This is a genomic window from Ampullimonas aquatilis (assembly GCF_049675895.1).
GTDB classification, from domain to species: Bacteria; Pseudomonadota; Gammaproteobacteria; order Burkholderiales; family Burkholderiaceae_D; genus Ampullimonas; species Ampullimonas aquatilis.
This window is the reverse complement of sequence record NZ_CP183834.1, coordinates 1,478,098-1,492,131: the sequence shown is the minus strand read 5'-3', so window position 1 is coordinate 1,492,131 and position 14,034 is coordinate 1,478,098. Positions and strand designations below refer to the sequence as shown.

General features: G+C 55.0%; 8 protein-coding genes. 6 read left to right on the top strand and 2 right to left on the bottom strand.

The genetic code is table 11. The features are described 5' to 3' along the window. Positions 1-111: 111 nt before the first annotated feature. Together ACMYR3_RS06915 and ACMYR3_RS06910 are read right to left on the bottom strand one after the other, a co-directional pair. Entirely contained in the window at positions 112-3,885 is a 3,774-nt protein-coding gene (locus ACMYR3_RS06915) for a UvrD-helicase domain-containing protein (protein WP_424195815.1), read from the bottom strand. Positions 3,886-4,124: 239 nt separating this feature from the next. Beyond that, positions 4,125-7,220, bottom strand: a complete 3,096-nt coding sequence (locus tag ACMYR3_RS06910; protein ID WP_424195813.1) for a PD-(D/E)XK nuclease family protein — start codon at positions 7,218-7,220, stop codon at positions 4,125-4,127. A 211-nt stretch (positions 7,221-7,431) separates the two neighbouring features. Between ACMYR3_RS06910 and trxA the strand changes: the two genes are divergently transcribed. From trxA to ACMYR3_RS06880, 6 genes are all read left to right on the top strand, one after another. Continuing rightward, complete coding sequence (gene trxA / locus ACMYR3_RS06905; protein WP_424195811.1) at positions 7,432-7,758, top strand: thioredoxin TrxA; 327 nt, start codon at positions 7,432-7,434, stop codon at positions 7,756-7,758. 242 nt (positions 7,759-8,000) lie between these two features. Beyond that, a complete protein-coding gene (gene rho, locus ACMYR3_RS06900; RefSeq protein ID WP_424195809.1) occupies positions 8,001-9,263 on the top strand; it encodes a transcription termination factor Rho in 1,263 nt (420 codons plus the stop codon). Positions 9,264-9,433: 170 nt separating this feature from the next. Continuing rightward, entirely contained in the window at positions 9,434-9,697 is a 264-nt protein-coding gene (locus ACMYR3_RS06895; protein ID WP_424195807.1) for a type B 50S ribosomal protein L31, read from the top strand. 51 nt (positions 9,698-9,748) lie between these two features. Beyond that, the gene (locus tag ACMYR3_RS06890) at positions 9,749-11,518 is read left to right on the top strand and encodes a glycosyltransferase family 39 protein (protein ID WP_424195805.1); all 1,770 of its coding nucleotides are present in this window, start codon (positions 9,749-9,751) and stop codon (positions 11,516-11,518) included. 8 nt (positions 11,519-11,526) lie between these two features. Next, positions 11,527-12,963, top strand: a complete 1,437-nt coding sequence (locus tag ACMYR3_RS06885) for an MATE family efflux transporter (protein ID WP_424195803.1) — start codon at positions 11,527-11,529, stop codon at positions 12,961-12,963. Between the two features lie 230 nt (positions 12,964-13,193). Then, positions 13,194-13,919 (top strand): flavin reductase family protein, encoded by a 726-nt coding sequence (locus ACMYR3_RS06880; RefSeq protein WP_424195801.1) that lies wholly within the window; start codon positions 13,194-13,196, stop codon positions 13,917-13,919. Positions 13,920-14,034: the final 115 nt, after the last annotated feature.

The window sequence follows — 14,034 nt, the reverse complement described above, 5'->3', positions numbered from 1 at the left end:
TAACGTCATTGAGATAAACAAACAGAAATAATCTAATCAGTCACTTCAATCAGTTACTAAAGCCATGGATTGTACCAATACACCTCATCGCATCCCATTTCTCATAACCCCTCACACCTCCACGAACTTCCCATCATAAGTGACAATCGCGGCCTTCACTGGTTTGGGGTTGCCAACGGGGTTGGAAGCTGACAAGCTTTGCAGCACAGCAACGTATTTTTGCAATTGGGCGCTGTGGCGTTCCTTGAGCAGCGCGGCGTCATCCTGGCTGGCCAGTTTGTAGTCTAGTACCCAAATGGCGTCGCTGGTTTCTACCAGTCGGTCAATGCGCAATAACTCGCCGGTGCTGCTGGCCAGTTCCAGCTCGTTGTAGGCGCTGACATAATGCTGCGGGTCAAAAAAGGCTTGCAGATGTGGTTGCGCAATGAGCTCTCGCGCCACTTGCAGCGCGGCAGCATCGGCCGCCAGTTCGGTATTGAAGGACAAGCCCGTGCGGCGGCTTTGCGGTGCCAGCATTTCAAGCGCGGCATGGACGCTGGTGCCCCAATCTGTTTGAGCATTGCTAAAACGTACCGCGGTGCACTCCCTCACTTCAACAGGGGTTGGTCGAAACTCAATCAGTTGATAGCTCATCGCCGCGCTATTGGTGCTTGCTGAATTGGCTTGCACCGGTTCGGGCACTGGCGTGGTTTGATTCACCATCATCAGGGCTTCGGGCATGGCCCGACACAGGCCGCCCAACCAGCTGTCTTTGCTGATGAGGGCCCGCAAAATGTGCTGATGCGCGGCCTGCTCGTCTGAATCGTTGTTGGTACTGGCTGGCTGGATGAGGTGATCTAGGCTGTCGTTGTTAGCGATATTATTTGCTTCTGCATTAGCTGCGTTGTTAGTGTCCTTACTGGCTTCCTTGGCCGCTTTGGCTATTTCTTTGGTACCGATGGTGCCGCTCACAATCAGGCTCTGGCGCGCGCGTGTCATGGCCACATAAAGCAGGTTGAAATGCTCGGTCTGGCCGAGCAGGTTTTGCTGTTCGAGCAAATCCTGCATGGCCAGGCCACGGCCGCTGGCATTAGGCAACATGAAAGCGGCGACAGGTGCTGCTGTGCCAGCGGGCCAATCGACCAGACTGGCATAGGGTTTGACGTCGGCTTTCAAACTACCATTGGCATCAGCCAGCAAAACAATATCGGCTTCCAAACCCTTGGCAGCATGAATCGTCATCATGCGCACGGCGTCGAGTGACTGGTCATTGGCTTCGGTCAGGTCGTTGCCTGCTTCGTTACCCACATCTGCCATCTCACCCTCACCGGCCTGATCACTCGTGTCACCTTCATTGGGTGCCTCGCGCTCATCCAGACGGCGCAAGGCGTGCAGCTCAGTCAAAAAGCGCGGCACGCTGGGATATCGACCAGCATCCAGATCCAGCGCCAGATTCAAAAACGCATCCAGATTGGCCACCACCCGGGCCCGCTGCACCAGTGGTGCGGCAGCGGCATAACGTTCCCGCACTTGCCCTTGATGGTAGATGGCATCCAGCAGATCATGCACCGGCAAGCTCGCCGCCAGTGTTTGCCAATGGCTCAGTTGCGCAACGATGGCTGCGCCCTGCTCGCCCAATAAGTTTTGCTGGCTTAGCAGCATGTGCCACCACGCAGCGACTGTGCTGGTTTGGTTAGAGGCTTCGTTGTTGATCTGGTTTGCAGTCTGTTGCACTGCGCGCGCCACGGCATACAGTGCCTGATCGCTCACCGCAAAAAACGGGCTTTTCAGGGTTTGCGCCAGCGCCAGATTGGCTTCGGGCGTGGTTAAAAAGGTCAGCAGCGCTTCCAGGTCGCCAGCTTCCAGTGTACTTAACAAGCCACCGGAGCGGTCACTCACAAAAGGAATACCGGCCGCAGCAAAACAGGCCTCATAGATGGCAAAACGTTGCCGCCCCCGCGCCAGCAAGAGCACATCACGCCAACGACAACCCAGCTGGGCGCGAGCACTTTGCACAGCCGCCACCAAGGCTTGGCCTTCGGCCCGCGCCAGCCGTTGCGGTTCGCTTTCCTGTTCAATCTGCGCCTGGGTGAATGGGTCACGCCATTGCAAGGCTGCTTGCTCTTGTGGATTCAGCGCCGTATCGGCGCTGGCAGTTTTGTCTGTGGCAGGCAAACTGACCGCCAACAATTGCAGCAGGCCGGGCTGCTCGGCCTGCTGGGTGCTTTGCGGCTGATACAGTGCATAGCGCGGGCCAATCTGGGCAAAGCCACGGTTCAAGGCGTTCAACACCAAAGGGCTATTACGACGCGTGTGGTTGGTACGCAAATGCACCGCGTTGAGATGACTTTGCATCCAGCTGCGCACCACTTCAAACAAGCGTGGCTCGGCACCGCGAAACCGATAGATGGACTGCTTGGGATCGCCCACCACAAACAGGCTGGGCGGCTGCAAACCTTGCCAGGCGTAGCTGTCGAGCCAGCCCGCCATGACCGCCCATTGCATGGGGTTGGTGTCTTGAAATTCATCGAGCAGGATATGGCGATAACGCGCATCCAGCCGGGTCTGAAAATAAGCGCCCCAGGCTTCATCCTGCATGAGCCGATGCGCGTGTGCTTCCAGATCGGCAAAATCGAGTTCGCGGCGCGCCAGTTTTTCCTGTGCATAACCAGCCTGCAAAGTTTGACTGGCCAGCCAGCACGCCACATTGATCAGAAAAGTCTGGCGTTCGGCAGTAGCGGCTTGGACTGCCAGCAGTCGTTCAGCGAGTTCGACGTGCAGGTTGACGAGGATTTCAAGGGTGGCGCTGCCGAGATTTTTAGTGAGGTCTTTATTGCCTTTGAACTGTTTAGGCTCATTCTCCGTAGTACAAAAACCTTTATAGAGCATTTTAAATTCGCTCAACTCACCATCGACAAAAAAGGCGGTGATCGCTTGCTCCAATTTGGCGGCGTTGCGTTGATTAGCTTCTGAACCTTGCCCAAGCTGGCTGGTAAAACGGTAGCACTGCGCTTTAAAGGTTTGATCATGCATCAGGCGCGTGATGGGATCACCCTGCACCACCTCACCAAATTGCTGCGCCAAAGCCTGCACCGCATGCTGGCTCGCTGCGGGCAAGGTGTTAAACGACAAGCCCAGCTCATCCAGCACGGGCGTTGGCACAGCCAAGGCCGCTGGTATTGGTGGCTGCGCTTGCAACCAGAGCTGCCATTCAGCGCGATGATGCAATTGATTCAAAAGCAAATCGCGGGTATTGAATTCACCCAGGGTGTTGAGCAGCCAGCCAAAAGCAGCCCGCGTGATCGGCTCGGTTTGTACCTTTTGCAAAAAGTTGCGCCAGGCCGGATTGACCAGCCGCGAGATTTTTTCCTGCATCGCAAAACCTTGCGGCAAACCTGCCGAGACCGGCGCGGCCTTGAGCAAACTGGTAAACCAGCCATGAAAAGTGCTGACCGTCATGCCATTGGGTGCTGCCAGCACCTGCACATAAAGCTGGCGTGCCGGGCCGAGCAAGGCCGGTGCATCGGCTGGGGCCACCCCCGTTTCAATCAGCATGTCTAAGGCACGCGCCGCTGGCGCGCTGGCTAGTTCGGCCAGCCGCTCGTAGAGGCGCTCGCGCATTTCCTGCGCGGCTTTGCGGGTGAAGGTAATCGCCAGAATTTCATTAGGGCGCACGCCAGCCAGCAAGAGCCGAAACAGCCGTGACACCAGCAACCAGGTTTTACCGCTACCGGCGCACGCCTCAATCACCACACTTCGCGCCGGATCACAGGCCAGCGCCAGAAATTGCGCATACGGCGCACCGGCACCGTTGACCGCATAAGGATGCAACTGCGGCTGCGCGTGGGCTTGCTCCAAAGGCGGGTTGGATGATGGCGGTAACCCGGGCTGATCGGCTGCTGTCATTGCGATATTTTCTTCAAAAAATGGGTTGATCTTCTTGCTTAATCTGAGCAAAAACGCTGACTAAACTGCCTGTCTGACTGATGCTTTTTCAAGCAGTCATTTCGGCTAAAGATTCGTAAAAACAGGCATACCAGGATGGTGTATAAGCTTAAATAGGCTTGTATAGTACATTTATAAAGGCTCATTTTTTATACACTACCTCAGTATCCAGCCATTCTGATTTCAACCATGCGCCACCCTCAGACCGCTGCATCATCCCAAAAGGGTTTGCGGCACAAGCCCATCATGCTGCAATAGGCACAGACCGAGGCCGCGCCATTGGCGGGCATGGGCTGGCCAGCATCGAGCGCACTCAGGTCTTGCGGCAACTGGATTTGCAACTGCGCCAGGTTGTCCGATAAATCGGGATACGGTACCGTTTCCACGCGTTGACGATCCAGACTCAGATAAGCTGCCTCGGCCACGGCAGCCGCTTGGGCAAAATCGCCAAATCCGGGCCTGGCGGTATCGACCGCACCAGCAGAATCGCTGGATGCCGCACCTTCCCTCACACTTTCCATCAACCACGCATAAAACGGCAACTGACAATCCTCACCCGGCTGTTTGAGCTGACGATTCAGCGACGATTTTGACTTCAATTTATAGTCCAGCAACACCGGTTGATGGTCTTTGGCATCGAGTCGATCCAGCCGCCCTTGCAACGTCAGCTGCTTGCCAGTGGTCAGCGTCACGGTGTGGCGCAAGTTCACTTCACCGGCCCGCCACTGATAACCCGCGGCTTCGTGCTCGGCCAGCCAGTTTAAATAGTTGGGCAGAATCGCCAGCCAGCTTTGCAAAAATGCAAAGGCTTGCGGATTGGCTGCCAGTTGCGGGGCAAAATAGTCTTGCGACAAGCTAACGAGCCGTTCGGTGCGGGCCGCCAGGGTTTTCTGACTGCTTGCCAGACCACTGTCTGTCTCATGAAACTGATGCAGGATTTCATGCAACCATTGACCGAGTTCACGCTTGCCAATGTCATCACTCAACTCATCCATCTCACTCAGGCGCAGCACCTGGGCGGCAAAAAAGCGGTACGGACAACTGCGCAACTGACCATAGGCGGAGGCCGACAAGCGCAACGGCGCGGCGCCCACAAATCCAGGCGCAGGCATGCTCTGCCCCGATAGCGGATGAGACAGATTGATCTGCTCGATCCCTTGCAAATGCTGCCAGGCCGACCAGTCTTTTTCGAGCACGGGTAACTGCCCCAATTGCCGCAAAGTCCAGTTCAGGCGCACCAGCCAGGGTGCCAGCAGATTGGGCTGGCCATTTTCCTGTTGATGCCAGCTCAGCAACACTTTGGGCGTATGCATCAACAATAAGGACAGATCCCGGCACTGGCTTTGCAGATTGTCCCAGGGGGTGCCTAGTCCCAGCTCGGCCTTGAGGCGGGCATTAAAAAACAGCGCATCCTGACTGGCCGAGGGCAGCACATTGGCTGAGCAGCCCATCACAATGGCGGCGTCAAAGCGACGCATGCGGGCAGCCGATAAAGGCAGCAGCCAAACGACGGCCTGATTGTCCTGTGCCGCGCGTTCGGTATCGGCCGGTTGAAATGACGCGGCTTCAAGTGCTTCGCGCAACAGGGCCGCATATTCAACCAGCGTAAATCGTTCTTCAGCCGCCAGCGTGTGGTCGGCCATGCCTTGCAGCAGCGCCACAATGGCCTGACCGGCCGCATCGGTAGCAAAGGCCGCGTCCATGCCGGTATGCGCAAAACATGCCAGCGTTTGACTCGCCCATTGGCTCAGTGGCACTTGACGACGTGACAACAGCACGGTGGGCAAGTTACTTAAAAGCGCCAGGGTTTGGGCATCGCGTGCATCGGGCTTGTTAGTTTCCTGTAACGCGGTTTGCAAATTGGGCAAACCCTGCAAAATCTGCTCGCGGCGCGCCAAGGCTTCGAGCCGTGCAATATGATGGGCTTTCAAATCATCGTCGGCCCAGACAAACGGCGATTTGAGCCAATCCAGCAAAGCCGCCACCGGCATCTGCAAGGCCTGCATTTCCAGCCATGACGCCACGGCTGCTGCCGCCCGACTGGTGGACAACAGCCAGCCCGTTTCATCGGCCACTGTCACATTGGCACGCGCCAGCATGGCACCAACGCGCCGCGCCACAATCCGGTCTTGTGCAATCAGTGCGAGCTTGATAGCCGGTTGATCTTTTGGCGTAGCGGCATTGGTCGTCGAGTCTTCCACACCATGATGCAACCACTGCAATACCTGCGCCGCGACGACCATCGCTTCGCGCTCACGATCAGGTAACCGCGCAATACTGATGCGCTCGTGCAGCCGTGGCTGGGCATCCGCGGCAAAATTAAATTGGGGTTGCGAGCCGGGGTTGGCAACTGCCATCGGCTCGGCCAGCTTTGTCAGCAACTGGGTTTCATCGGCAACATAAAGTTCGGGCCAGGCTTGCTGCAGTTGCGACAAAATTGGCTGCCCATCAGGCACTGATGCAGCCAAATCCTCACTTGACGACAAATCACGCCAGTTAGGATCAATTAACAGCATTTGTCGATCACTTGCCACCTGTTGCAGCATCGCTCGCTCTGTTGCCGCAGGCGGTGCCAAGCACAGCCAGATCAGCGGCACCGATTCCGGTAAATCAGCCAATCGCTCTGCCAGCGTTTGCAGTTGTTCGCACAGCGGATCAGTCTCCGGACTCACGCTGACCAGCATCTGCCAAATCTGCACGATCAAGCGCGCTTCGTCGGACAAGCTCAGCCCCCCCGAACGCTGGGGAAAATGCTCATCCAGAATGGCGGTGATTTGTTGCGCTACCGGGCCAATGCCATCCGCCAGCGCTTGACCGTGTTCGGCCTGCCAAAACAGCCTGGGTAAATACACTGCTGACAACTCATCGGCAATCTGCAAGAGCGTGCGCGCCAGTCGCCAATACGATGCCGCTCCCTCTTCTTCGCCCACGCCAAGCCAGCTGGCCAACAATGAATTTTTTCTAAGCGCTTCATAGAGCATGGCTAAGCGCGACCAGGCCATGGGCGGCGCTTCCGGCAAATTCAGCCAGCCATGCACGGTATGAATGGTTGGCAAACTGCAGGCCTGCCCAGCCTGTTGACTAATCAAAGCCTGTTTCAACAAGGCCGCATGCGCCAGCCTGGGTACGAGCAAAAACGCCTCATTCAATATCCATGTGGGTTGCGCGGCAGTGCTGCGCAATTCATTCCGATATTGATGGACTGCCCTTGCTACGGTTGGCCAAAATTGCGCATCGGGCCAAACCTGCAGCGTTTGTATCTGAGCAGAAGATGTCAAGCTACTGGCAAAAGTCATGAGAAAAGTTGAAAAAGATCAAACAGCCAAAAAAGAACCTGGACGTGAGAATGGATTATCTTGCTTTTGCGCACCCCATCCCCATATTTGCAGTAAGATTGCACCCAATCGCGCAGTCGAGTAGTGGTTTCGTTAAATACCGCCTCAGCATATGCGATGTTTTTGAGCCACCAGATACCTGTTTATACGAAATACAACAAGCGAGCCAGCTATGAGTGAAACAATCAAATATATCAGCGATGCCACCTTTGATGCCGACGTTCTCAAATCAGAAACACCGGTTCTGGTTGATTATTGGGCCGAATGGTGCGGTCCCTGCAAGATGATTGCACCAATCCTGGAAGAAATTTCCAAGGAATATAACGGCAAACTGCAAGTCGCCAAAATGAATGTGGACGACAACCAGGCTACCCCAGCCAAGTTTGGCATTCGCGGCATTCCAACGCTGATGCTGTTTAAAAACGGTGCGGTGGCCGCCACTAAGGTTGGCGCACTGTCCAAATCACAATTGGCCGCCTTTCTGGATAGCCATCTGTAATGATTTTTGGCAGCCCAAATGTTCAGGAAACTGAACATTTGGGCTGTCTGCATGACATTCTTTTGATGCTTTTTAGATACTTTTGGATGTAGTGCGCCCCAACCCACTTGGCAAAAAGGATTTTGCCGGTATACTGTACCCAGTCTAACAAATATTCATTCCGATCTTTTCGTCTGTCGCAGGTTCTGCCAACAGACAAACTTCCCCCTTCAATTTTTCCCTTTCCCGATTCTGGGAGTCTTATGCATCTTTCCGAACTTAAAGCGCTACACGTTTCCCAATTACTCGACATGGCTGTCAGCCTTGAAGTCGACAACGCATCACGCCTGCGCAAGCAAGAGCTGATGTTCGCCATCCTCAAGAAAAAAGCCAAACTGGGTGAATCCATTTACGGTGACGGTACGCTCGAAGTCCTGCCCGACGGTTTTGGCTTTTTGCGCTCGCCTGATTCATCATATATGGCCAGCACCGACGATATTTATATCAGTCCTTCGCAGATCCGCCGTTTTAATTTGCATACCGGTGACAGCATTGAAGGTGAAGTACGCACCCCCAAGGATGGTGAACGTTACTTTGCGCTGGTGAAGGTCGACAAAATCAATGAAATGCCGCCCGAGGCTTCCAAACACAAGATCATGTTTGAAAACCTCACACCACTGCATCCAGATCGCCCGATGCTACTGGAACGGGATATCAAGAGTGAGGAAAACATTACCGGCCGCATCATCGACATGATTGCACCAGTCGGTTACGGTCAGCGTGGTTTGCTGGTCGCCAGCCCCAAATCCGGTAAAACCGTGTTGATGCAACACATGGCACACGCCATTACCACCAACCATCCCGATGTCACCCTGATTGTGCTGCTGATCGACGAACGCCCAGAAGAAGTGACCGAGATGCAGCGTTCGGTACGCGGTGAAGTGGTTGCCTCCACCTTTGACGAACCGGCCACCCGCCACGTTCAAGTTGCTGAAATGGTGATCGAAAAAGCCAAACGCCTGGTCGAAATGAAAAAAGACGTGGTGATTCTGCTCGACTCCATCACTCGTCTGGCACGTGCCTATAACACTGTCATCCCTGCTTCTGGCAAGGTCTTGACCGGTGGTGTGGATGCCAACGCGCTGCAACGCCCCAAACGCTTTTTTGGCGCAGCCCGAAATCTGGAAGAAGGTGGTTCACTGACTATCATCGCCACCGCCCTGATTGAAACCGGCAGCCGCATGGATGACGTGATCTTTGAAGAATTCAAGGGTACCGGCAATATGGAAATCCATATGGAACGTCGTCTGGCTGAAAAACGCGTTTATCCAGCAATCAATCTCAACAAATCGGGCACGCGCCGTGAAGAGTTGCTGATCCCGCGTGAACAGCTCCAGAAAATCTGGATATTGCGTAAGCTCATCTACGATATGGATGAAATCCAGGCAATGGAATTCATTCTCGGCAAGATGAAAGAAACCAAGAGCAATGCGGAATTCTTTGACATGATGCGGCGTGGCGGCTAAGCCTTTCGCACCTCATAGCTGGTGCAGATTGATCGACAAAATGATCTGCCTCGCCCTGAACAAGAAAAAATCAGCAGACCGTTCATTTTTCTGCAATAATAGAGAGCTTTTCAAACGGCAAGTGGTTGCACATTCGGCGACTGGCTGCCAGCAAACCTAAAGGAAAAACCATGAAAGAAGGCATTCACCCCGATTACCGCGACGTTGCATTCGTAGACGTATCCTGCGATTACAGCTTCATTACCCGCTCCACCATCCAAACTCGTGAAAAAACCACGATTGATGGCGTTGAATACCCACTCGTGAAGATTGAAGTTTCTTCCGAATCGCACCCTTTCTATACTGGCAAACAAAAGCTGGTCGACACTGCGGGTCGCGTCGAGCGCTTCCGTCAGAAATTTGGCACCCGTACCGGCGTCAAAGCAAGCACCTAAGCGTTGTCAATTTCGTGTTAAAAGGCAGCTTAGGCTGCCTTTTTATTTTTTATGATCACCAATAACAATAATCCTGCCCGACTCACCGTCCAGACCACCCTGGCTTTGCCACGGCGTTTGTTATTAGCGCTGTGCGTACTGTATATCGTACCCGGTCTGCTGGGCCGTGACCCGTGGAAAAATGATGACGCCGCTGGCTTTGGCCTGATGTGGTCGATGGCGCATGGCAATTGGCATGACTGGCTCTTGCCCAATCTGGCTGGCCGTATGGTGACTGAAGAAGCACCCCTCATGTTTTGGCTGGGTGCGGCAAGCATCAAGATCTTTGGCTGGCTGGGTGGTTTGCTGCATTTTCAGGCCGAACTGTTTGCGACGCGCCTCGTCACCGGCCTGCTGTTTTTGATGACCTGCGCTTTTCTCTGGTATGCCGCCTATCAACTGGCACGCCGTGCCGAAGCGCAACCCTTCAACTATGCCTTTGGCGGGCATCCTTCACCGCTCAATTATGGTCGTACCCTGGCCGATGGCACATTGCTGATTTTTCTGGCCACGCTCGGTCTGGCCGCCCGGATTCATGAATCCACCGCCGAAGTAGCCCAACTGGCGCTCCTGTCCATGAGCTTGTTTGGCGCAGCACGCAGTCTGCGCAATCAGATTACCGGCTCCATTTATTTAGGCGTTGGCTTGGGCGGACTGGCACTGGCCAGTCACCCCGTTTTGCCCGCGGTAGTACTGTTACTGTTTGTGCTGGTTGCCGGTTTTAGCAAAACATTACGACCTTTGATCAAATTCTGGCTGGGTATCAGCCTGCCATTGGCAGCATTGCTGGCAGCCAGTTGGCCCTGGCTGGCATGGCAGCTTGATCCGCAAGCCCCGGCATTTTTGCAGCAATGGTGGCAAGATGGCCTGCAATATGTGTTTCAGCCGACTGCCACAGCCTGGCGCTTTATTGCCAAAAACTATATCTGGTACAGCTGGCCACTCTGGCCACTGGCCGTCTGGGCAGCCTGGAGCTGGCGTGATTACTGGCAGGCACCGCATATTGCCCTGCCGCTGGCGCTGACCCTGGCGACGCAGTTATATCTGCTCCTGCATGGTCACGCCGCCGAAGCGCTGTTCATGATGACGGTGCCCGGCATGGCAGTACTGGCGGCCTTTGCCTTGCCCACACTCAAGCGCGGCACCGTCAACGCCATCGACTGGTTTGCCTTGATGATTTCCAGCGTCGCCGGCCTGGTGATCTGGGTCATGTGGATCGCCAAGATGACCGGTTATCCAGTCAAACTCGCCAATAATCTGGCGCGCATTGCACCCGGCTTTATTCCGCAATTCAATCTCATGGCTTTTGTGTTTGCCATTGCCGTCACTGCAGCCTGGTTTGTGATTGTGCACTGGCGGGTTTCGCGCCATCCCAAAGTATTGTGGCGCGCGGTGGTGCTGTCTTCCGGTGGCCTGATCTTTTCGTGGGTGCTGTTGATGACGCTGTGGATGCCATTCATCAACTACACCAAAACCTATCGCAATGTGGCGCAGCAAATGGTCGCCAATCTGCCACCCGACTATGATTGTGTTGGAACAATCGGCTTGGGTAATGGTCAACTGGCTTCCTTCCTGTATTTTCAGAATATCCGTTTTGACGAAATCAATCCCGCGCGTTGCCATTACTATTTACTGCAAGATCAGGCTGGCCAGGACCATACCAGCGACAGTCTGCCGCGCAGCCTTGAGATGGACTGGACCGTCATCTGGGAAGGTCGACGGGTTTCCGACCGCGACGAAAGGCTGCGACTGGTTCGTCAAATGCGCGCGCGCATGCAATAAACACAAATATGGTTGCATCTAACTTCAGGCAGCCCGATGGGTCTGCCCAACTTCCTGCGACTGTACCTTCGGCATGGCAATTGTGGCTGACACATGCGCGCCAGATCGTGCGCATTGCCTGGCCCATCTATATTGGTCAGCTCGCTATCATTGCCTATGGGGTGCTCGACACCATGATGACGGCGCGTTATTCGGCCAACGATCTGGCCGCGCTCTCGATTGGTGCCGGTTTGTATATCAGTGTGTTTCTGGGACTTTCCGGAATCCTGCAGGCGCTCTCACCCACCATTGGTCATTTGTTTGGTGCGCAAAGCCATGACGAGATCGGTGAAGAATTACGTCAGGGTGTCTGGCTGGCACTGGCACTGACCCTGCCTGGCATGCTGCTTTTGGCTGAACCCGGTTGGCTGCTTGCCATTGCCCATGCCGATCCGGTGCTTGAGCACACCGCCCGCCAATACCTGCAAATGGAAGCCCTCGGTCTGCCTGCTGCCTTGCTGTCACGCCTGTATGGTTCGCTCAACACCGCCATCTCGCAGGCACGCCGTGTGATGGTCATGCAACTGACGGGTCTGGTGCTCAAAGTGCCACTCAACTGGCTGCTGATTTTTGGCCTGCCTGCGCTCGGCATACCGGCCTTGGGCGGTCCAGGCAGCGCCTTGGCGACCGCCCTTACCAGCTGGCTGGTGATGTTGCTGCTCGGCTGGCAACTCGTGCGCGATAGCCAACCCGGGCGTCTTTATCATCCCTATGGCCTGTTTGCCCGCTGGTCCTGGCCCCATTGGTCACGGCAATGGGCGCTGCTCAAACTGGGTATACCGATGGGCTTGTCGTATCTGATTGAAGTAACTTCCTTTACGTTCATGGCGCTCTTTATTGCCCGCTTTGGCGCTACCGCGCTGGCTGGTCATCAAATCGTCGCCAACTTTGCCGCCGTGCTGTATATGCTGCCACTGTCACTGGCAATAGGCACAGCCACTTGCGTGGCGCAGGCACTCGGGGCGGCCCAACCCGTGCAGGCAAGGCAAACCAGCTTGCACGGCATTTGGTTGACTGCCCTGATTGCCACGCTCATGGGTGGATTGATCTGGCTCTGTCGGGCACTCATTGTGAGCGCCTACACACCCGACCCCATGGTAGCCGCAGCAGCTTTGCCACTCTTTGTGTTCATCGGTTTTTATCAGATTTTCGATGCAGTCCAGGTTACTACCGCCTTTGTCTTGCGTGCCTACAAAATTACGCTGGTGCCCACACTGATTTACGCCTTGTCACTCTGGGGCTTTGGCCTGGGTGGCGGTTATCTGCTCGGCTTCAACCAGCTTGGCGGCGTGCCTGCTGAGCTGCAAGGCGCGTCCGGATTTTGGCTGGCCAATAGCACCAGCCTCTCCCTGGCCGCATTGTTACTGCTGCTTTACTTTTTGTGGGTGGCCCGGCAAAAGGCCTGAAGACCTCTAAAAATGGCTGAAAGCACTCATACTACCTAGCAGTATGAATCATTATTAACCGCTCAAGTGCTTATTGATTGATCCATTTTAAATACCTATAGGGTGTATTTAAATAATCAACACCAGCCGAGACTCGGCCGATCGACAACAGCAAGAATCGGATAGCTGCAAAATGTTGGTCACTGCAAACTGCGCCTGTCATTAAACAAGCACAGGAACAGGAGTCCATCATGCACAAAGACATTGCCCCCGCCATTCATTACTGGGGCACACCCGTGATACTCATCAGCACCCTCAATGGAGACGGCAGCGCCAATCTTGCGCCCATGTCATCGGCCTGGTGGCTGGGCTGGAGCTGTATGCTCGGGCTGGATGCCAGCTCCCAAACCACCGCCAACCTCCAGCGCAGTGGCCAATGCGTATTGAATCTGGCATCGGTGGACAATGTGGCGGCAGTCGATCGGCTCGCCAAACTGACTGGCAGCCAATCGGTGCCATTGCATAAAAAATGGCTGGGTTATCGCCATGAAGCCGACAAGTTTGGCGTGGCAGGTCTCACGCCCCAAGCCGCCCTGGAAGTCGTCGCGCCACGGGTAGCGGAATGTCCGGTACAACTTGAATGCGTGGTGGAATCGGTGCGACCGTTTGCCAGTTGCGACCCACGCATGGCCATTCCAGCTTGCGCCATTGAGGTTCGTATTGTGCGCACGCACGTGGCTGAACAACTGCTGCAAGCCGCTCACCCCGAGCGCATCGACCCCATGCTGTGGCGGCCCCTCATCATGAGCTTTAGAGAGTTTTATGGACTGGGTGCGCAACTGCAAGCTTCGCGGCTGGCGCAAGACCCGGAAGAAAACTATGCACCGTGGAAAGGGAAAAATCACCAGCAATCATGCGCTTCGCATTCAAATCACTCAAAAAATGATTTCCAGAGCATCAAATCCAGCCCTGAATAAAGTTGATAACAGGCTTCAGCCTGCATGATTGGTACAATGGGAATTGGCGACTGACCAGGAATCTGTCATGAGCCGCCTCACCAATGAGCCGCTCCGATCAACATAATGTCGTTCA

Bases quoted from the DNA above. Each gene is read 5' to 3' on its own strand.
- ACMYR3_RS06915 (WP_424195815.1), bottom strand. From the start codon at position 3,885: ATGACAGCAGCCGATCAGCCCGGGTTACCGCCATCATCCAACCCGCCT.
- ACMYR3_RS06910 (WP_424195813.1), bottom strand. From the start codon at position 7,220: ATGACTTTTGCCAGTAGCTTGACATCTTCTGCTCAGATACAAACGCTG.
- trxA (WP_424195811.1), top strand. From the start codon at position 7,432: ATGAGTGAAACAATCAAATATATCAGCGATGCCACCTTTGATGCCGAC.
- rho (WP_424195809.1), top strand. From the start codon at position 8,001: ATGCATCTTTCCGAACTTAAAGCGCTACACGTTTCCCAATTACTCGAC.
- ACMYR3_RS06895 (WP_424195807.1), top strand. From the start codon at position 9,434: ATGAAAGAAGGCATTCACCCCGATTACCGCGACGTTGCATTCGTAGAC.
- ACMYR3_RS06890 (WP_424195805.1), top strand. From the start codon at position 9,749: ATGATCACCAATAACAATAATCCTGCCCGACTCACCGTCCAGACCACC.
- ACMYR3_RS06885 (WP_424195803.1), top strand. From the start codon at position 11,527: ATGGTTGCATCTAACTTCAGGCAGCCCGATGGGTCTGCCCAACTTCCT.
- ACMYR3_RS06880 (WP_424195801.1), top strand. From the start codon at position 13,194: ATGCACAAAGACATTGCCCCCGCCATTCATTACTGGGGCACACCCGTG.